Raw genomic sequence first — 18,473 nt, 5'->3', positions numbered from 1 at the left:
GCTGGCTCGCTGCCTGCGTCTGCACTGCGGACCATGCCCAAGCAACCCGACCGCATTTTCAAAGTCGCCATCATCGGCGGAGGGTTTGCAGGAGTGTATTGCGCACGCGAACTGCTGCGGCTCACTGAAGATGTGGCGAACATGACCGTGGGCATCATTGCCAGCGAGAATCACATGGTCTTCCAGCCGATGCTGCCGGAAGTCGCGGGCGGGTCGCTCTCACCTCAGCATGTGGTCAATCCCATCCGCATGATCTGCCGTGGCGCGGAGGTGCTGAAAGGAGAGGTCACGCACATCGATCTGGAAAACCGCATCATCACCCTGAACGGTGGCATGTTTACCCCTCAGGTCACGGTGGGGTTTGAGCACATCATGCTGGCACCCGGCGCCGGAGTGGACCTCAGCCGCATTCCCGGCATGGGCGAGCACGCCTACCTCATGCGTACCGTCGGCGATGCGATGAAGCTGCGCGCCGCCATCATCAGTCGCCTGGAGGAGGCCAATCTCATCACCAACCCCAAGCTGCGCAAAGAACTGCTCTCCTTCGTCATCGTCGGCGGCGGTTACTCCGGGGTGGAAACCGCCGGGCAGATCCAGGATTTGATCCAAGGCGCACGCCGCTTCTACGAAAACATCGAGCCCGATGAACCCAGCGTCACGCTGATCCACAGCGGCGACCGCCTTCTGGGAATGCTGAGCGACAGCCTCGGCACCTACACTGGCAAATGCCTCACGGAGATGGGCGTGAAGATCATCTTCAAAAGCCGCGTGCGTGCAGTCACGGCACGCACCGTGCAGCTTGGCGATGGCGTCTCACTTTCTGCCACGCTCGTGGTCTGCACGGTGGGCAATGCGCCGCATCCACAAATCACGGCCCTCGGTGCCCATGGCGGGCTCCCCGTGGAGCGCGGCAAGGTCGTCGTCGAATCCAGCGGCCAGGTCAAAGGACTCACCAATGTGTGGTCGGCCGGTGATTGCGCCGTGTTCCCCAAAGCCGATGGCGGCAACTGCCCCGAGACCGCGCAGTTTGCCATGCGCCAGGGGGCGCTCGTGGCCAAAAACATCGCCGCCAGTTTAGCAGGGCGTCCCTTGAAACCGTTTCGTTTCACCGGCCTCGGTGAACTCGCCACCATCGGCCATCGCAAGGCGGTGGCGCAGGTCTTTGGCATGCGCTTCTCCGGCATCATCGCCTGGTTCATGTGGCGCAGCATCTACCTCATGAAGCTCCCCGGCTTTGACCGCAAGCTGCGTGTCATGGCGGAGTGGACCTTTGAACTGTTCTTCCCGCGCGACATCAACCTGCTCACTCCCAGTTTCTCCTCACCTCTCGGTGAGATGCACCTCGAACCTGGCGACTCCCTCTTCCATGCCGGCGAGCCTGCCCAGTCCTTGTACGCTGTCAAAAAAGGCAACGTCAACATCACCGATGCCCAGGGCCAGATTGTCAAAGCTGCTGGCCCGGGCGAGCACTTCGGCGAACGCGCTTTGTTGAGTGATGGCATCTGGCGTTTCGATGCCACCGCCACAGAATCCAGTGAACTCGTCGCCATTGATGGGCAGACCTTCAAGACCCTCGCCCAAAGCATCGGCTCACTGGACGCCCTCTTCCGCGGCACCGCACAGCAGTACCATCTGCCGGAGGAAATCCAGAACACGGTGGACATGATTCCCGAAGCCACCCGAAAAGCCTGCGCCGCAGATGTCATGACCCGCAACATCGCCTTCCTCGATGCCAGTGTGACCGTGCAAGATGCCGTGGCGGAGTTTCAAGCCCATCCGCACAGCACCTATCCCGTCACCGCAGACGGCTGTGTGATCGGCCTGCTGCGCCGCTCCGTCGCCTATGAATGGCTCAAGAATCACGGCCTCACCTGCGTGGACAAGCTGCAGGCCCTGCCCCTCACCAAACCCTTCTGCATCACCGCCGACACCCCCGTGCCCGTGCTCGTCGGCACCCTGATGCGCAGCGGCGTCAGCAAGGCCGTCGTCGTCGATGAGCAAAAACACCTCCTCGGGATGATCACGTTGTTTGATCTGCTCAAGGGTGCTCAGAACGTGTGACGACACCCCGCCACGCCAGGATGCCACACAGTCCGAAGCCAAACGCATTCAGCGTTCCGTGGATCATCCACATCTGCGGCATCGTCAGAGCGAAGTTCGGGATCACATAGCGCAGGCCAAATCCGAGAGCCAGAACCATCGCTGCGAACAGCGATGCGCCTGAAATGATAAATCCAAGGCGTGTCAAAATCGAGCGCTGCCGTTCCAGTCCCCGCCACACTTGTGAAACAGCGACACCCAGTGCGCCCAGCACCAAAATCGCCACGCCAAACGGCTCCACAAACTTCAACACGCCAAAATGCGTGCCGGTAATGCCCACGGCCACCAGCGGCACACCGAGCAAAATCGCCACACACGAAAACCGCGTCCAGCAGCTCGGATTCGCCTTGGCATTCAGTCCTGCCATCAGCGGCAGCGTAAATCCCGCGTGGTGGAAATGCGCCGCAGTGAGGAGCACGATCAAGGGATCAAAGCCCCACGGTGCCCAGTTGGCGCGATGAGCAACCAGCCATGCGGCGCCGATGGCAGGAAAGACTGCCGCCGCATGCACGCAAGCCGTGGCAGCCGAAGGCTGCCCCATCCTGCGGCACTCGATCGCCACATCTTTCACTACAAACAACCGTGCCACAAGCCAGGGCAAGGCTAACAGGGCCGCCTCAATGCCGGACACGAGTTGGAATGATCCGGCCATCGCAATTGCCGCCGCATATTCAAGTTTGTGCTGCCAATTCGACAAGCCAAACCACAAGGGCATCAGCATCAGCGGCGAAATGAGCAGCAATGCTTTCACAAAAATAGCATTGTCCAGCGGTAGCAAGCCCACCGCCACGAATAAGACAAGCGGTTTGATCCAAGATTGGAAGGCGTATGCATACCTGTTCATGCTGCCACCGCCTCCTTCATCCTCGCTTGCGAATCCCGCACAAACCGGCACTGCCACCACCGCGCCAGCGGAAAGCCAAGCCACGCCATCCAATGCCGCGGATGCGAAAACGCTCGAATCGCATACCACACGCTGCCATCAGCCCGATGCTCAATGATGAACTGTTCCTCGCCACACTCCGCATGCTCCGGCAGGGTGCCATAGACAAAGCCGTGTGTGTGCTTTGAATCGCAGCGCCGCAAAATCCGGCAGGGGTTCACCCACCACAGGCCGCAGATGCGCGTCACCATCGCCACGATCTGCCCGACCTCCTGGCCTTTGACTTCCAGTCGGCTGACCTCCGCCCACGCTGGAAACATGACCCAAGCATCCAAAGCTTCGCACGCCTTCCGATACACCTCCTCACCACTGCCCAGCCTCACCGCATGCTCGTCGGCGATGAATCCGTCCGCCAGTGGCGGCGTGTAGCTCAGAGGCTCATTCCTCCATGACTCCAGCAGTCCTCGCAATCGTTCGGGGGCGGGTGGTTTCAAGCCGAGCATCGTGGCAACACGCTGCCATGGCCTTGGGATCGAAAGAAACGAAAAAGCATAAAAAGTGGCCCGCCAGTTTTCACAGCTTTCGAATCTTTTGCATCTTTCCCTACTTTCGGCCATCCATCCGCATGCCCCCACCCATTCGCGCCGTGATCTTCGACTTCGACGGCCTCATCGTTGACACTGAAAGCACCGGTTACCACACCTGGAGAGAAATCTTCGACCAGCATGGCCATGAGCTGCCCGTAGAGCGCTATGCGCAGGCCGTCGGCACCGATTTCCTCACCGGCACCTACGATCCCAAGCGTGATCTCGAACAGCTCACCGGCCGAGACTTCGACTGGGCGGCCATTGAAATCGAACGCAAGACGCGCGAGAACGAACTGCGCAAGCATCTGCAACTGCTCCCCGGTGTGGCCGACCGCCTGCAGGAAGCTGCCTCCCTCGACCTGCGCATCGCCATCGCCAGCAGCAGCCCACGGGTATGGATCGATTCCTGGATGGACCAGCTCGGTCTGCACGCTCATTTTCACCACATCTCCACCGTTGATGACACCGGCAAGGTGAAGCCTGACCCGAGCCTCTTCCTGCATGCCGCCGAAAACCTCGGTGTTGCACCCGAGGAAGCCGTCATCTTCGAAGACTCCCTCAACGGCCTCCGCGCCGCGATGGCCGCCGGCATTCGCTGCATCGTGGCGCCCGGTCCCATGACACAGCACCTGGACTTCTCCGGCGCGTGGAAACGCGTCGAGTCCCTCGCCCACGTCTCCCTCAAGGAACTCATGGCATGAAGCTGCACGCTCTGCTCTCCCTGTGTTTCATCAGCACGCTTCACGCGGCTGATCCGGCCTGGTTGAGCACAGGCGAATTCCAGTGGCAGAACTCGTCTCCGCTCATCGGTTCCGAAGAAAACGCTGCCGAGCATCAGCCAGAAAGCCGCCACCAGCAGGCACAGGACCAGCGCCATGGAGGCTTGTTTCAGGAGGCGGTGGCATCACTCTCATCCGGCGAGATCGCGAAACCATAAATCCAGTGGCATTCCGCGCCAGCCCCTCCTTGGTGTCCCGCACGCCCAACCGCCATGACGCCGCTCCCGCTTGCCGACCGCTATGCACGTTTTCGCGACGCCGTCTTCTCCGGCGTAGCCGAGACGTTGCCCGGTTTTGCCGAGCCCATGACGGAGATGGAACTGCAAAGCCTGTGGTTCTCCGGTGCCTTTGGCAGTGAGTTCACCACCACGGATGGCAAGGCGGTGCGCATCGCTGATTTCGGCGTGTGGAATTCCGGGTCCGGGCCGGACTTCAACGGCTGTGCCATTGTGATCGATGGTCAGACCCTGCGCGGTGACATCGAGCTCGATCCCGATGCCCGCGACTGGGAACGGCATACGCATGGTTCCAACGAGAACTTCAACCGCGTCATCCTGCACCTTTTTCTACACGCGCCGGAAGAGCGTTTCTACACTCGCAACAGCGCCCACCACGCTGTGCCACAAGTGCTGCTGCAGGCCGGCATGCTGCCGGAAGGCATCAAGCCCAAGCGCAACCTCGCTCAAGCAAGACTGGGCCGCTGCGCCGTCCCCCTGCGGGGCATGGAGTCCTCACAGGTACAGTCTATCATCGAATCCGCCGCGCAGCACCGCCTTGAGCTCAAATCAAAACGCCTGCACCGCAGCGTGGCCGCTCAAGGGCGCGAGCAGGCGATCTATCAGGCGCTGGCGCAGACGCTGGGCTATCGTAAAAACCAGCAGCCCTTCGCCATCCTCTCCCAGCGGCTGCCGTTGAAGAAAATCACCCAGCTTGATGCCGCCAAGCGCGAGGCATGGCTCTTCGGCGTCTCCGGCTTCCTCGAAAGCGTCCGCAGTGACGACACCGAGCCCGCCACACGCACCTACCTGCGCGAGCTCTGGAGCGAATGGTGGAAGCTGCGCAGCGGTGTGGAGCGCTGGCTGGATGACCGCCAGCTGCTGCGCTGGAAGCTCAATGCCATCCGCCCCGGCAATCATCCGCAGCGCCGTCTCGGCGCGCTCGCCGCGCTGCTGCGTTCCTGGTCCTCCATCGTCACCCCTCTGGCCGATGCCACACGCTGGAGCCAGGCCGCATGGCGCGAGTCCCTGCTCGCTCTCTCCCATGATTTCTGGGCCACTCATTACACACTGCTCTCAGAAACGGCGGAGCGACCCGTCGCATTGATCGGCGAAACGCGCGTGCAAGAGATGTTCGCCAACGTCGCCTACCCGCTGCTCGTTCCAGAGCGCACACGCCTGTGGGCCGAGTATCTCGAACTCCCCGCCCTGCTGGACAATCAGAAGGTGCGCCGCGCCGTGCTGCGGCTGTTTGGTGAGGACCCGCGCAGCCGCGACTTCACCAAAAAGCTGCACCACCATCAAGGCCTGTTGCAGATCTATGAGGACTTCTGCCTTGAAGACGACTCCGCCTGCGCCGACTGCCCCTTTCCGGAAAGATTGAAGGAGTGGAGATGAAGCCGACGTTTTGGCGTCCAACCATGCGCTCGCTTCTCGCTCTCGCCCTTTCATCGTCGTTCGCTCTCGCTGCAGATCTGCCTGATCCCGCCGTCGTCACGGCGGCCATGAAGAAGGCCGTCACTTACGCTCACACGAATCTCGCTCGTGAGGGTGGCTATGCCTCCTCCTACGACAAAGAGGGCAAGATCGGCGAAGTCGAGCACGCCAAATCGCCCACCATCATCTCCATCCAGCCTCCGGGCACGACGACGATGGGCCTGGTGATGCTGCGAGCCTATCAGGCCACTGGCGACGACCTTTTCCTCACCGCGGCCAAAGATGCCGCCAAGGCATTGCTCAAGTGCCAGCTCGCCTCCGGTGGCTGGGACAGCGACTTCGATTTCGATCCTGAGAAGGCCAAAAAATACTACCTGCGCAGCGATCTCGACGCCGGAGACAAGGAGCCCGGCAAACGCCGCAACAGCACCACGCTCGACGACAACAAGACCGAGTCTGCACTGCTTTTCCTCCTCGAAATGGTACACGAGCCCGCCTGCAAAGACGATGCCGAATTGAAGCGCTGCACCAAGTTTGCCTTCGACGCCCTGTTGGCCGCGCAAGCCCCCATCGGTGCCTGGCCCCAGCAGTTCTCCGGCCCGGCGGACCCGACCGCTCCGGTGCTCAAAGCCAGCTACCCCGAGACCTGGAGCCGCACCTTCCCTGCCGTCAAATACACCGGCTTCTACACGCTGAACGACGACAACCTGCAGCAGATCGCCCGGGTGCTGTTCCGTGCCTACGATCTCGAAAAGGACGAGCTCTACCTCACCGCCCTGAAGAAGCTCGGTGAGTTCTTCCTGCTGGCCCAAATGCCCGAGCCGCAGCCCGTCTGGGCTCAGCAGTATGACCGCGACATGCATCCCGTCTGGGCGCGCAAGTTCGAGCCGCCATCCGTCACCGGCAACGAAAGCATCGGTGCCATGGAGGTGCTCCATCAGCTCTGGGTGCTCACGGGGGATGACAAATATCTCAAGCCCATCCAGCCCGCCCTCGCCTGGTTCGAACGCTCCAAGCTGCCTGACGGCACCCACGCCCGCTTCTACGAACTGCAGACCAACAAGCCTCTGTTCTTCGTCAAGGACACTTACGTCCTGACCTATGACGACAGCGACATGCCCACTCATTACTCCTTCAAGGTCAGCCAGCAGAGCAACCTCGACACCTTCAAGAAGCAGCTCGCCAAAGGCCGCGAAGAACTCCAGCAAAATCTCGCCGGCCCACAGACTCCCAAGGAATGGAAGAGCAGGGCCAAGGGGTTGATCGCCAAGGTTCAAAAAGCCGTCACCTCGCTCGACAGCGAAGGCCGTTGGATCAAAGACGACGCCATCGATTGCGCTGAATTCGTCAAACACATGAACGCCATGTCAAATTACGTGGAGGCACGTAAAAAGAGCGGAGAGTAGATCTTCGCCAAACCAGTGCTTATTAGAATTCTATGAAGCATCCTCTCGGATCAACCATGGAGTTCATGCCGGACAAAGAGCTGCGGCTTTTTATTCTCCACCACGTCATCACACCTTTTCTTGAGCAAAAGGAAATGGAAGGCATCCGCCTGTCGGCACGCATTGACTATAAGTCTGAAAACCAGATCCTTCATGGCCCATGCTTTGATCGAAAGGGTAAATCCACCGAGGCTCAGGTGACTGTGGTTTGCAGCCAGAACCCCTCATGGCTCACCCAGCGTTTGTTGTCAGTCCAGATTGTTCCGACAGACGATGAGTGTGCGGACATTGCATCCTATTCCATTCAAGGATTCATACGAAAAGATGATCGTGGCTACTATCTGACTGAGAGCCGGGTTCAAGCTTCAAAATGACAGCCCCCTAAGGCCTTCTTTCATCGCCTGGCCACCACAAACGCGCTCATCACCAGTCCGATGAGCACCCCCGCCGCAGCAATGAGCCAGAAGTTCGCCGGTGTATCGGCCACATCCGCCCGCACATACATGCTGAACAGACCCGTCAGCGCCGTGAGCGGCAGGAACAATGCAGCCATCACATTCAGGCGGTGCGAGGTGTTCGCCATGATCTGTGCGCTCTTCGCCTGCGCCTCGGCTTGCTTCGCCACGGTGAAGTTCAGGCCAAACTGCGCGTCCTGCAGCAGCAGTTCAGCAGTGCGCTCCACATTCGCAGCCTGATCTCGCAGGTTGATCACATCGCGGTCAGCTTTAATGAATTCACGCGCCTGCTGCAACGCACGATGCAAGCCGCGCGAGCTGCGCAGCACCGGGGCGATGGCTTCGAGCACCTTGTGGTACTCGGCAGCCGTTTGAGCCGCGTGCTCCTGCTTGTCCAGTTCATCCAGTCTGGCAGCATACGCCGTCAGGTGGTTTTGCAGCGCGAGACTGCCCCCGCTCTCCGGGCTGGATTTCCAAGCACCGTCCGGCTGCCGCCAAAACAATGCAGGCCTCCGATTTAGCTCATCAGGGCCGGGGATCTGGTGGAGAATAAGCAGCAGGTGCTCCTCCTCATAGATCGCACGCTGTGTCCCTGCTTCCCGGCCCACCCGGTTGCGAATGGCCTCCGGAATGGTGGCCCAAAGTTTCGGAATGATTTGAATGTCTGGTTTCATGATTGGGATTTTTTCAATCCCGCCGCCATGAGAGCAGAACCGCGCGATTCGGGCGATTGGAAAATGCAGGAGGATTTGTCAGTGACCGGGAGGTCTGGTTGGATTCTCTTCCGTCCCACAAATTTGACAATCTTGAGGACATCACGCATTGTTCAGCATGGCAGCAGGCGTCAATGTTCGATTCGCCGGGGAGCTTCAGGGCTTCATCCAGCAGCGTGTTCTCAAGTCAGGCCTCTATAGCTCGACCAGTGAGTACATCCGTGATCTCGTCCGTCGTGACTATGAGCTGGAGGAAAAGCGCAAATGGGCTTGGCTCAGAAATGAATTAAGTGCAGGTGTCGAAGCCGCCGAATCGGAGTTTGTGCCCTTGGACGCAGAAGATTTGATCGCCAAGGCAAAAAAACGCAAAAAGGCCAATGCCCGCTAAAATTTATCCTGCCGCTCAGGAGCGCATTCTGGAGATCTGGGATTACACAGAGCGGAAGTGGAACGAAAAGCAGGCCGATGCCTATGTGCGCGAACTCGTCGCAGAGATCGAGGCTGTCATGGTTCAAAGACACCGCTGGAGACCGGTATTGGATGAGTCCCTGAAAGGCGTTTATTTTTTCCGCCATCGCCATCACTACATTTTCTTCCGCGAACTCACCAAGAAGCGGGTCGGAGTCATCAGTGTGCTGCATGAGAAGATGGATATCCCGGCACGCCTGCGGGAAGATGCAGACCATGGGTGAGCAACTCACCTCATGGCGATCTGAGAGCGCTTTTCCTCAACCACGATGAGCTGGATTAACCACAAATCTTGCCCCCACGCGAATCACGGCCTAGCTTCTGCGCTCATCCCATCATGACCCACGCCGTCCTCAGCCTCCTCAAAGAAAGCCGTCACCCCATGCGCATCGACCTCATCGGGGTCGCAGGCTCAGGCATGAGCGGGCTCGCGCTGCTGCTGCTGGGCCTCGGTCACAAGGTCAGCGGTTCGGACAAGGCGACAACGGTGGAGACGGACCGCCTGCAAAAGCTCGGCCTGCAGTTCTTCCACGGCCACACGGAGAAAGAGGTCGAGGACTGCGACATGGTCATCTATTCCAGCGCCATCAAGCCCGGCAACGTGGCCTATGAGGCAGCCTACAAGCAGGGCATACCGCTCATCCGCCGCGCCGAGGCGCTGGCCGCCGTGATGGCAAACAAGAAAGGCGTCGTTGTCTGCGGCACCCATGGCAAGACCACCACCTCCGCCCTCACCGCCCACGTGCTGCGCCAGGGCGGCCTCAAGCCCAGCCACTACGTCGGCGCTGAGATCCCCATCCTCGGCTCCAACGCGCACTGGGACACCGAAGGCGAGCTCTTTGTGGCCGAAGGGGATGAAAGCGATGGCACGCTGGTGAACTTCCATCCGGAACACGCCATCGTGCTGAACATCGAACCCGAGCATCTCGATTTCTATGACGGCATCGAGGCCATCAAGACCGTGTTCCGCCAGGTCCTCAGCCAGACACGCACGCACTGGGTTTACTGCGCCGAAGATCCCGTGGCCAGCGAAGTCTGTGCCGGGCCCCAAGGCGTGAGCTACGGCTGGAGCCGCTCTCACGATTTCTCGGCCAACATCCTCTCGATGAAGCCGGATCATTCCGAGTTCGAAGTGTACCAAAAAGACCAACTGCTCGGCACGGCCACACTCGGCATTCCCGGCAAGCACAACGTCAGCAACGCGCTCGCGGCCATCGCCCTCGCCACCCGCTGCGGCGTCACGTTTGAGGCCATCCAGCACGCGCTGCGCACCTTCCGCGGCGCCAAGCGCCGCTTCGAAATCCGCCACAGCGGCGAGCGCTTCACCGTCGTGGACGACTACGGCCATCACCCCAGCGAGATCGCCGCCACGCTGGCCACCGCCAAAGGCTTGAATGCCAAGCGGATCGTCTGCTTGTTCCAGCCCCATCGCTACAGCCGTACGCAGCTCTTGAAAAAGGAGTTCGGCGCCAGCTTTGGCGACGTGGACGAGCTGTTCGTCACCGATGTCTATCCCGCCAGCGAAAAGCCCCTCCCCGGCGTCAGCGGTGAGACGATTCTCGAAGAGGTGCGGCTGCAAAACGATCACACCAAGACCGGCAGCACACCCACGATGCCCATCGCACGCGACAAGGTGGGCAACGCCCTGCGCCCCGGCGATCTGCTCATCACCCTGGGTGCTGGCAACGTCCACGAAGTCGGCCGCTGCATCGCACGCGACCTGCCCGTGCTCGAAAAACTCTGTGCCATCCTCGACGCCAACGGCGGCGGCGTGGCACGTCTGTACGAGCCCATGAACCGCCACACCACCTGGCTCATCGGCGGTCCCGCACAGTATTGGATCGAGCCGCGCAATGAGGCCTCCTTCGCCGAAGTCGTGCGCTACCTGCGCTCTGCTTCGATCCCAATCCGTGTGATCGGCCGCGGCTCCAATCTCCTTGTCAAAGACGGCGGCATCCGCGGCGCGGTGATTCACACCAAGGGCGATTTCGAAAACGTGACCGTGAATGGTGACCTGATCACCGCCGGAGCCGGAGCACGGCTCAAGAAAATCGCCAGTGCGGCCCGCAATGCCGGCATCGGCGGCTTTGAATGGATGGAAGGCATCCCCGGCAATCTCGGCGGTGCCATCCGCATGAACGCCGGCGCCATGGGCTCCGAAACCTTCGATCAAATCGTCAGCGTGCGCTTCATCGACACAGACGGCAGCATCAAGGAAAAGCCGCTGGCCGAGATCACGCACCACTACCGCAGCGTGCCGGAGTTTGAGGAGCGCTACGTCGTCTCCGCCGTGTTCAAAGGCACCCCTGCCCCGCAGACCGAGATCGACACCAAGCTCGCCGCCTCCCACCAAAAACGCCGCATCTCCCAGCCCGTCGGTGCCAGCGCTGGCTGCACTTTCAAAAACCCCGAGATCTGCGGTGCAGGCAAACTCATCGACGACCTCGCCCTCAAAGGCCGCAACGTCGGCAAAGCGATCGTCAGCGACGTCCACGCCAACTTCATCGTCAATCAAGGCGGCGCCACCGCCCGCGAAGTCCTCGACCTCGTGGCCCAGATCAAAGACACCGCCATGCACGAGCGCGGCGTGACTCTGGAGATGGAAGTGAAGGTCATCGGCGAAGACCAGCCGCTGCCGCTGTGATCCGGCTTAGCCTAGAATTTGACCGGAAATTTGATCCGTATAGACAAACTCCTGCACCTGCATTGCAGGGTCGCTAGCCACAAAGCATGCCGGGGCCATCATGGTCGAGTTGATGATACGAGACGCCTGAGGATCTGGCACCGGAATCAAAGCACCATGCAGCACACCATAGGTCATCCCATGCATTCCGGGGTCTGCAATGCTGTTGTTGATGAGGACAATGCGGGGGCAGTCCTCATGCCAGTTCGTGGTGTTGGAGACGTAGTCGCGCAGCAGTTCAGCGCCGGCGCTGAACATAGGATTGTGCTGGCTCATAAACTCCGCAGGAGACAGCCCCATGTCACATGCGCAGCGGCTGAAGTCAGCAATTTGAAACTCGCTGCGCACGTTCGTGGGCTCGTAGCCGAGCATGAGAAACGACCGCACTGGAGCACCGTCCAAATGCAGCTTGGTGCTGTTCTGCTGGTCGAAGCGACCCAGTGAAAGATATTCTAGGGCCTCGCCCCATCTCATAGTGTGAAGCTCGGAAAGTCGTTCTTTGAGAACAGTCATGGAATGGCGCAGTTCCTGGGAACTGAGATTCTGAGGCATCACCAAAACAGCAAAGCCGGGCTGATCAAGTCCGCTGCGGAACACGCGTTCAAAGACCGCCTCAGCGATTTGAAGAACGTCAGTGCATTCGATAAGATGATTCAATGCCGGTCCCATGAACGACGAGAGCCCCCTCACAGTCCATTCGCAAGATCTTTAAGCGACACTGACGCTCCGCTTTCTACGCAGTCCCAGCATCACCAACCCGACCATCAACAGAAGCATCCGGCCAGGTTCAGGAGCGATGGCTATGTAACCGGTCTGCCCAAGCTGAGAAGTGTCCCAAGTAAGACCTCCACTAAGGGTGGGCATGACGAAGGTATCAAAGACTACCGTCCGGTCGGAGAGCAGCACGGTGCCCCAGTCGATGAGCTTCCAGCTGTCGCCAACAGCCCAGGTGCTGATGCCAGTGCTTGTGACCTGCAAGGTGCCGCTCAGGGTCACAGCTCCCCCACCCACGATCAGGAGATCGGCATTGGTGCCGGGATTGACTCCGCCCGCGTTGCCCCAGAGATCGAACTGCAAGGTGCCCGCAGAGAAGAGACCGCCGTTCAGGGTCATCGTCTGCCCTGCGCTTCCATTGTAACCCACCGAAAGCGTGCCTCCGAAGTTAATGTTCGTGGCGCCTCCCACCAGACCCGTTCCTGAAAGTGTCGCCCCATTGGCAATGGTGACAGCACCCGTGCCCGTGGCTGAGCCGGAGCTGTTCATGATACGCAGTGTGCCCTGATCCACGATGGTGCCGCCGCTGTAGGTGTTGCTGTTCCCGGAGAGCACCACCGTGCCACTGCTGCCGAGAATCAAGGAGCCTGTTCCCGTCATCGCCTGCGCCAGGGTGGCCTCGCTCGTGCGATTGATGATCAGCGTGCCATTGTTCACCACCTGCCCGCTGCCAACGCCGCCTGTCACCAAAGTGCCTGCATTGATCGTGGTGCCTCCGCTATACGTGTTGTCGCCTGACATGACCTGGACACCCGTGCCGCTTTTCACCAACGCCAGCGAGCCGTCCGTACCGACGCCATCGCCATCACGCACGACACCGGTGAATGTCTGAGTGGTGCTGTTGGCCACGTTCACTGTCAGCGTGGCTGTTCCGGCCACACCAGACTCGTTTTCCACCACCCCGCCGCCCACCAGTGCATTGCTGCTGATTCCTGCCAGGGTTTCGCTGTTGCCAGCCAGCCTCAACACGCCCGCCGTCGCTCCTGTTCCCGCCAGCGTGGCAATCGTAGAGTCGGCAATCTGATTGGCTGCTGCCAGCAGCACCATGGAGGAAGCGGTGCCATCACCAATGCTCAGGCTGCCCGCAATGGCATTGACACCTGCCGTCTTGTTCAGCCTCAGCGTACCGCCCAGCACAGTGGTGACACCGGTGTAGGTGTTGGCCGCAGTGCCCGCCAGCGTCTGCTGTGCTGCCCCCACCTTGGTAAAGACCAGAACCGAAGAAGTGCCCGTTCCATTTTGCATCACTCCAGTGAAGCTTTGGTCCGTCGTGGTGTTCACGATCAGTTTTCCGGTCGTGCTGGCCAGCGCGTTTTCCACCACACCGTTTTGAGTGCCTCCGGCACTGGACAGACCGCCGATCGTTTCGGTGTTGCCATTGAGCCTGAAGGTTCCGGTTCCGGCGACAGTGCTGTTGCCTGTCAAAGTGACCACGGCGGTGTCCTGAATCTGCTCGCTTCCACCGAGCAGCAGGATGTCAGCCGTCGAACCACTCCCATCTCCGACAGTGATATTGCCAACGACAGCAATGGCACCGCCAGTCTTCGCCAGAGACAGAGTGCCAGCACTGATGGTGGTGGTTCCAGTGTAGGTGTTCGAAAGAGAACCGTCGAACGTGAGCACACCCGTTCCCGCCTTGGTGATGCCCAGCGTACCCGTGCTGCCGTCTTGGATCAGGCCACTGAAATTGCTGGTCTCATTGCCATTCCCAGCGGTGAGCACCGCATTGGTGCTGCCTCCATTGCGGAGCGTTCCAAGTCCGGAAAGACCTCCCAGCGTCTCATTGGCGCGTACCTCGAAAGTCCCCGCCACGGCCACATCAGTACTGTCCGCAATGGCCTGCGCCGCATTGGTGCTGTTCACCCGCAGCGTTGCTCCGGCACCCACCGTGATGTTTCCCGCACTGGATGACAGCGTGCCCGTCCCGCTGATTTCCAGCGTGCCGCCATTCACCGTGGTAGCCCCTGTGAAAAGGCTGGCTCCAGTGAGCACCAGCGTGCCATCTCCCGCCTTGGTCAAACTGCCAGCCGTGGCCGTGCTGCTGACCACCGGATTGGCAATGCTCAGCGTCCCCTGGCTGACCTGCACGATGAACTCATTGGCAGTGCCCGCGCCCACGACTCCGCTGCCAGTGATGCTGTAGGTGTCGCTCGATAAGGTGGGCGCATACAGCAGACCGCCGCTTGTGCCGGTGAAGGTGATGGCCCGCGTGTTTCCATCCAGCGTCACTCCCGTGCCAGTGATTTTGAGACTGTTGACGGTGAGCGCACCCGTCAAGGAAGTGCCGGAAGTGAGGAGATAATTGGTCGCCGTATCGCCCCCCGTGGTGGGCAGGGCAGTGTAGTTGGAAAACGCCACCAGATTGCCCGAGACATCACGTGTAGCCCAGTCCGCCCCGTTGAAGACCGCGTAGCATCCCAGGATGCCTGCCGAATTATTGAGTGCATTGGTGGCGGTAAACGAAGCCGTGCCGGAGGCCATCAGATTGAGCGTGCTCCCCGCAGTCCGGCTGATGCTGGCACCATTGAGCGTCACGACCAGACTGGTGGCTCCATTGGGTGGCAGAGAAAGAGTATTGGCTCCGGCCGTCAGCGCCAGGCTTGCCAGCCTCTGGGTGGGCGAACCGCTGCCACCACGGATGCTCAGCGTGCCACCGCCGAGAGAGATGGCGGAGGAACTGCTGAGTATATTGGAAGTCGGCGCGCCCGCCGCGCTAAAGTCCAGCATCAGCGTCCCCGCATTCACCGTCGTGGTACCAGCGTATGTGTTGGCCCCCGTTAGCACCCAGGTGCCTGTCCCTGTTTTAGTCACCGAGGTGAGTCCGCCATTGTCACCTATGACAGCCGCGATGCTGTTTTCCCCCGTGTTGGTGCCCGTCAGTGTCAATGTCCGCGTTCCCGACTGGCTGTTAAATCCCATGCTGCCCGTATTGGTGAATTTCACCGTGCCGCTGCCTGAAGCAGCGATCACGCTGCCCGTGGCTGTGCCCACACTAAAAAGACGATCCGTAGTGGTCGCAGCTCCCGTGTATTGCAGTGTGCCGCCATTGAGCACCAGATTGGCCGCCGCATTGCTGGAACTGCCCAGCGTGCTGGCCGCGCCTCCATTCGTGAGTGTGGCGACTTTCAAAGTGCCGGCGCTGATCACCGTCGCGCCGACATAGCCGTTGCTGCCTTGCAGCTCCAGGATGCCCGTTCCGGTCTTGATCAGTCCTCCCGTAGTTCCATTAATGGAGGCCACGTTTTTGAGAATACCTGACTGGGCAGTAAAGGTGATCGTGTTGGAAAGACTGCCTATCGCATTACCTCCCATGTCCAGCGTGGCACCGTTGAGTGTCACTGTGGCAGTGCTGGTACCCGCGCCCCCCGCACGCGTGATGGCACCATTGAGAGTGATGCTGCCGCCATTTAAGTTGAGAACCGCAGTGGCGGTTCCACCCGCAATGGTGGCAGACGCCATCGAAATGCTGCCGATCGTGGTCGTGTTGTTCCCGCTAAAGGTCAGAATCGCGGAGGCGGTGCCAGTGTTTGTGGTATTGCTGGCCAGATTGACAGTACCCAGAGTAATAGTTCCTCCAGCCAGGGTCATGGTACCAGCGATGGCACCAGAGGCCGTGTTGGCGCTGAGCTTTTGCGCGAGGTTGACCGTGGCGGCCTCCAGCGTGCCAGTGTCGAAGTCAAAAGTGACTGTCGTTATCCCGGTGCCTGCGCTGCGACCGGCAACATTGAGTGTGCTCAGTTTCAGGTCCGCATTGTGGCCGCGTGAGTCAAAGGTTGCCCCGAGCGATCCAGCGGTGGTCGGCACCACAGAGTTCCCCACATTCAATACGGCTGCCCCGACGCCATCCGCCGCACGAATCTTGAGCGTTCCGGAGCTGGTGGCAAAACTGAGCACGCCAATGGCCCGCGCTCCTCCCCCGATCGGACCAAGGTCCAGCGTGTTTGCGTTCAAGACCGTGGCCCCAACCCCGAAGGAGATTGTCTGAGTTCCGCTGCCTGATTCACCGCCGACAGAAATACGGTTCGCGGTGATGGTGCTGTTCACCGCCAGTTTCAGCACCGAGGCGGAAACATTCCCCGTCGTGTTGTTGTCTCCCACTCGAAAAACACCGCTGGCTGTCCCCATGTTTGCTGTGAATGAAGACATGCCGGTGAGATCCAGAATGGCCGTGTTGTAGCTGATGTTGCCCGTGGCCATCCCCAGCTGAAAGGTGCCGCCGGAGTCATTGATGACCAGCGATCCCCCACCGTTCATCGTGGTGTTGGTGACGCTTGCAGCCACGTTGCCGCCGATGCTCACGTCCCCATTGATGGTTAACGTCTCGCCAGCGGTCACGGTGATGGCATTCACAGCGGTGGTGTTTGCCAGCACCTGCAGTCCGCCGATGGCCTGGCTGGTGCCTGTGGTGTCCAGCGCGGCTGCCGTGCCGGAGCTGTCCCCCAAAATTAAGGCCGAGCTGGCGGAAAGACCACCGCTCACGCCCGTGCGCAGGCTGCCTGCATAAATGTAGGTGGCCCCCGTGTAGGTGTTGTCCTCCATGAACGTGAGTCCGCCCGTGCCTGCCTTCGTCACGCTGACCACTCCCGTACCATTGTTGGTGATGCGTGCGCCAAGAGTCAGCATGCCGCTGCTGTTTTGATGAATGATCAGATTCCCCGCCGCATTTGTGCCTTCGCCGGCGCTCAGCGTGCCATGCTGCACCATCGCCGTCTGACTGCCACTGAAGAGGATGCCCCCGCTTTCCACCCGCAGAGTGCGTCCGCCCAGATCCATTGTGAATGCACTCCCCGGGGCGAGGTTCAATGAGTTGATCTGCCGGCTGGCACTCAGCATCGAAGGACTCGCCGTCAGTTTGACATTGGACGTCGCTGTCCAGGTATCCTGGTCCGTTGTGATGTAATCACCTGCCTGCATGGCGCGCACCGAACCCACCGTGGCGTCATATTTCGCAAACTCATTCCCCACCGTGGCATAGCCGCCCATGATGCCATCGTTGTTCAGGGCTGAGGTGAAAACAATACGGTTGCGCGTGTCGTCACCCAGGCCCGTGCCGCTGAAGTTCACCACGCCATTGGTTCGCGACAGACTGCTGAAGGTGATCGCAGAAGTCTGGCCGCTGTCCGCCTGGCTGCTCGTCAGAGTGTTCACTCCTCCGGCAAGCGTCAGCACCCCGACGGTTTCACTGTAATTGGCGGCCCCGCCCGTGTTAAGGAATTGCATGTTGCCACCGTTCAATGAAACAGCCTGCGTGTCTGCGAGTCGGGCAGTGTTGTTGGCAGCAGCGGTGTTGGAGAGGCGGAAGGTCGCCCCATTGGTGACGGTGATGCCGGTGCCCAGCGCCATGCTGCCATTGGCACCACTGATTGTCAGCGTGCCATCCAGCACACTGGTGAGTCCACTGTAGGTGTTTGCTGCGGTGAACGTCAGGGCGCCCCGGCCCACCTTCACCAGATTGGCCGTGCCGGAAAGGTTGGCAATCCCCTGGCTGATTTCCAGCTCCCCCGCCGCGTTCACGATGTTGAAATTGCGGCTGGTCCCGCTGCCCAGCTGCAGCACCAGATTGATGGTCTCCTTGGTGGCCGAGCTGTTGGTGGCGTCGCCTCCCAGCACCACCGCATTGCCACTGACCACAAATGCACCGGCAGTGGAGGAAAAGTTGAAAGTAGCGTAGCTTGTACCCGCCGTAGTGTCGTTAAAAGGGGTCAGCCTTGTCGTGCCCGTGAAGTTGATGCTGGTGGCAGCGGGCGGTGAACCACTGCTCCAATTAGCGGCTGTGCTCCAGTTGTTGTCCGCTCCTCCCCCAGTCCAGTTTTGAGCTCGAACCAGGGAGGGGCATAGCAAGCTGCTAAGAAGCAGGAAAAAAGCACAGGTGCAGGCGTACCTCGCGGAGGCGCTCCGCAGGGCGTTGGGGTACTTTGGGGGCATTTTCGAAAC

Annotated in this window: 14 protein-coding genes; 9 read left to right on the top strand and 5 right to left on the bottom strand. The window is 60.3% G+C overall.

Going from position 1 to position 18,473, the window contains the following annotated elements:
* Positions 1-33: 33 nt before the first annotated feature.
* Positions 34-2,061, top strand: coding sequence for an FAD-dependent oxidoreductase (locus tag AC24GY_RS26260; protein WP_487689109.1), 2,028 nt, complete (start codon positions 34-36; stop codon positions 2,059-2,061).
* Here AC24GY_RS26260 and AC24GY_RS26255 read toward each other — a convergent pair.
* Together AC24GY_RS26255 and AC24GY_RS26250 are read right to left on the bottom strand one after the other, a co-directional pair.
* A complete protein-coding gene (locus tag AC24GY_RS26255; RefSeq protein ID WP_487689107.1) occupies positions 2,039-3,004 on the bottom strand; it encodes a YndJ family transporter in 966 nt (321 codons plus the stop codon). The two genes, AC24GY_RS26260 and AC24GY_RS26255, sit on opposite strands and share 23 nt — an antisense overlap.
* On the bottom strand, positions 2,941-3,477 hold the full coding sequence (locus AC24GY_RS26250) for a DUF1990 domain-containing protein (protein ID WP_487689105.1): 537 nt from the start codon (positions 3,475-3,477) through the stop codon (positions 2,941-2,943). Before AC24GY_RS26250 ends, AC24GY_RS26255 begins: the two co-directional genes overlap by 64 nt.
* 131 nt (positions 3,478-3,608) lie before the next feature.
* Between AC24GY_RS26250 and AC24GY_RS26245 the strand changes: the two genes are divergently transcribed.
* The 5 genes from AC24GY_RS26245 to AC24GY_RS26225 are packed head-to-tail and all read left to right on the top strand — an operon-like array spanning position 3,609 to position 7,820.
* Positions 3,609-4,271 carry an HAD family hydrolase gene (locus AC24GY_RS26245; RefSeq protein WP_487689103.1) on the top strand — a complete coding sequence of 221 codons (663 nt, stop codon included), beginning with the start codon at positions 3,609-3,611 and terminating at the stop codon, positions 4,269-4,271.
* Complete coding sequence (locus tag AC24GY_RS26240; RefSeq protein WP_487689101.1) at positions 4,268-4,507, top strand: hypothetical protein; 240 nt, start codon at positions 4,268-4,270, stop codon at positions 4,505-4,507. The genes AC24GY_RS26245 and AC24GY_RS26240 overlap by 4 nt, the downstream gene beginning before the upstream one ends.
* Positions 4,508-4,561: 54 nt before the next feature.
* On the top strand, positions 4,562-5,962 hold the full coding sequence (locus tag AC24GY_RS26235) for a DUF2851 family protein (protein ID WP_487689099.1): 1,401 nt from the start codon (positions 4,562-4,564) through the stop codon (positions 5,960-5,962).
* Positions 5,963-5,985: 23 nt separating this feature from the next.
* A complete protein-coding gene (locus AC24GY_RS26230; protein WP_487689097.1) occupies positions 5,986-7,407 on the top strand; it encodes a pectate lyase in 1,422 nt (473 codons plus the stop codon).
* A gap of 32 nt (positions 7,408-7,439) precedes the next feature.
* Positions 7,440-7,820, top strand: a complete 381-nt coding sequence (locus AC24GY_RS26225) for a hypothetical protein (protein WP_487689095.1) — start codon at positions 7,440-7,442, stop codon at positions 7,818-7,820.
* Between the two features lie 20 nt (positions 7,821-7,840).
* Here the strand turns inward: AC24GY_RS26225 and AC24GY_RS26220 are convergent, their stop codons facing one another.
* The gene (locus AC24GY_RS26220; protein ID WP_487689093.1) at positions 7,841-8,575 is read right to left on the bottom strand and encodes a CorA family divalent cation transporter; all 735 of its coding nucleotides are present in this window, start codon (positions 8,573-8,575) and stop codon (positions 7,841-7,843) included.
* A 157-nt stretch (positions 8,576-8,732) separates the two neighbouring features.
* Between AC24GY_RS26220 and AC24GY_RS26215 the strand changes: the two genes are divergently transcribed.
* From AC24GY_RS26215 to murC, 3 genes are all read left to right on the top strand, one after another.
* On the top strand, positions 8,733-9,002 hold the full coding sequence (locus tag AC24GY_RS26215) for a ribbon-helix-helix domain-containing protein (RefSeq protein ID WP_487689091.1): 270 nt from the start codon (positions 8,733-8,735) through the stop codon (positions 9,000-9,002).
* Positions 8,992-9,306, top strand: a complete 315-nt coding sequence (locus AC24GY_RS26210) for a type II toxin-antitoxin system RelE/ParE family toxin (RefSeq protein ID WP_487689089.1) — start codon at positions 8,992-8,994, stop codon at positions 9,304-9,306. Before AC24GY_RS26215 ends, AC24GY_RS26210 begins: the two co-directional genes overlap by 11 nt.
* 113 nt (positions 9,307-9,419) lie before the next feature.
* A complete protein-coding gene (murC, locus tag AC24GY_RS26205; RefSeq protein WP_487689087.1) occupies positions 9,420-11,726 on the top strand; it encodes a UDP-N-acetylmuramate--L-alanine ligase in 2,307 nt (768 codons plus the stop codon).
* A gap of 6 nt (positions 11,727-11,732) precedes the next feature.
* Here the strand turns inward: murC and AC24GY_RS26200 are convergent, their stop codons facing one another.
* Both AC24GY_RS26200 and AC24GY_RS26195 read right to left on the bottom strand, forming a co-directional pair.
* Entirely contained in the window at positions 11,733-12,278 is a 546-nt protein-coding gene (locus AC24GY_RS26200; protein WP_487689085.1) for a hypothetical protein, read from the bottom strand.
* A gap of 195 nt (positions 12,279-12,473) precedes the next feature.
* Positions 12,474-18,380, bottom strand: a complete 5,907-nt coding sequence (locus tag AC24GY_RS26195) for a beta strand repeat-containing protein (protein WP_487689083.1) — start codon at positions 18,378-18,380, stop codon at positions 12,474-12,476.
* Between the last annotated feature and the right edge of the window lie 93 nt (positions 18,381-18,473).

Source organism: Prosthecobacter sp. Pr1, assembly GCF_057652315.1.
Note: the sequence above shows the minus strand (reverse complement) of the source record. Positions and strands in the feature narration are given on the sequence as shown.

Bases quoted from the DNA above. Each gene is read 5' to 3' on its own strand.
- AC24GY_RS26260 (WP_487689109.1), top strand. From the start codon at position 34: ATGCCCAAGCAACCCGACCGCATTTTCAAAGTCGCCATCATCGGCGGA.
- AC24GY_RS26245 (WP_487689103.1), top strand. From the start codon at position 3,609: ATGCCCCCACCCATTCGCGCCGTGATCTTCGACTTCGACGGCCTCATC.
- AC24GY_RS26240 (WP_487689101.1), top strand. From the start codon at position 4,268: ATGAAGCTGCACGCTCTGCTCTCCCTGTGTTTCATCAGCACGCTTCAC.
- AC24GY_RS26235 (WP_487689099.1), top strand. From the start codon at position 4,562: ATGACGCCGCTCCCGCTTGCCGACCGCTATGCACGTTTTCGCGACGCC.
- AC24GY_RS26230 (WP_487689097.1), top strand. From the start codon at position 5,986: ATGCGCTCGCTTCTCGCTCTCGCCCTTTCATCGTCGTTCGCTCTCGCT.
- AC24GY_RS26225 (WP_487689095.1), top strand. From the start codon at position 7,440: ATGAAGCATCCTCTCGGATCAACCATGGAGTTCATGCCGGACAAAGAG.
- AC24GY_RS26220 (WP_487689093.1), bottom strand. From the start codon at position 8,575: ATGAAACCAGACATTCAAATCATTCCGAAACTTTGGGCCACCATTCCG.
- AC24GY_RS26215 (WP_487689091.1), top strand. From the start codon at position 8,733: ATGGCAGCAGGCGTCAATGTTCGATTCGCCGGGGAGCTTCAGGGCTTC.
- AC24GY_RS26210 (WP_487689089.1), top strand. From the start codon at position 8,992: ATGCCCGCTAAAATTTATCCTGCCGCTCAGGAGCGCATTCTGGAGATC.
- murC (WP_487689087.1), top strand. From the start codon at position 9,420: ATGACCCACGCCGTCCTCAGCCTCCTCAAAGAAAGCCGTCACCCCATG.
- AC24GY_RS26200 (WP_487689085.1), bottom strand. From the start codon at position 12,278: ATGACTGTTCTCAAAGAACGACTTTCCGAGCTTCACACTATGAGATGG.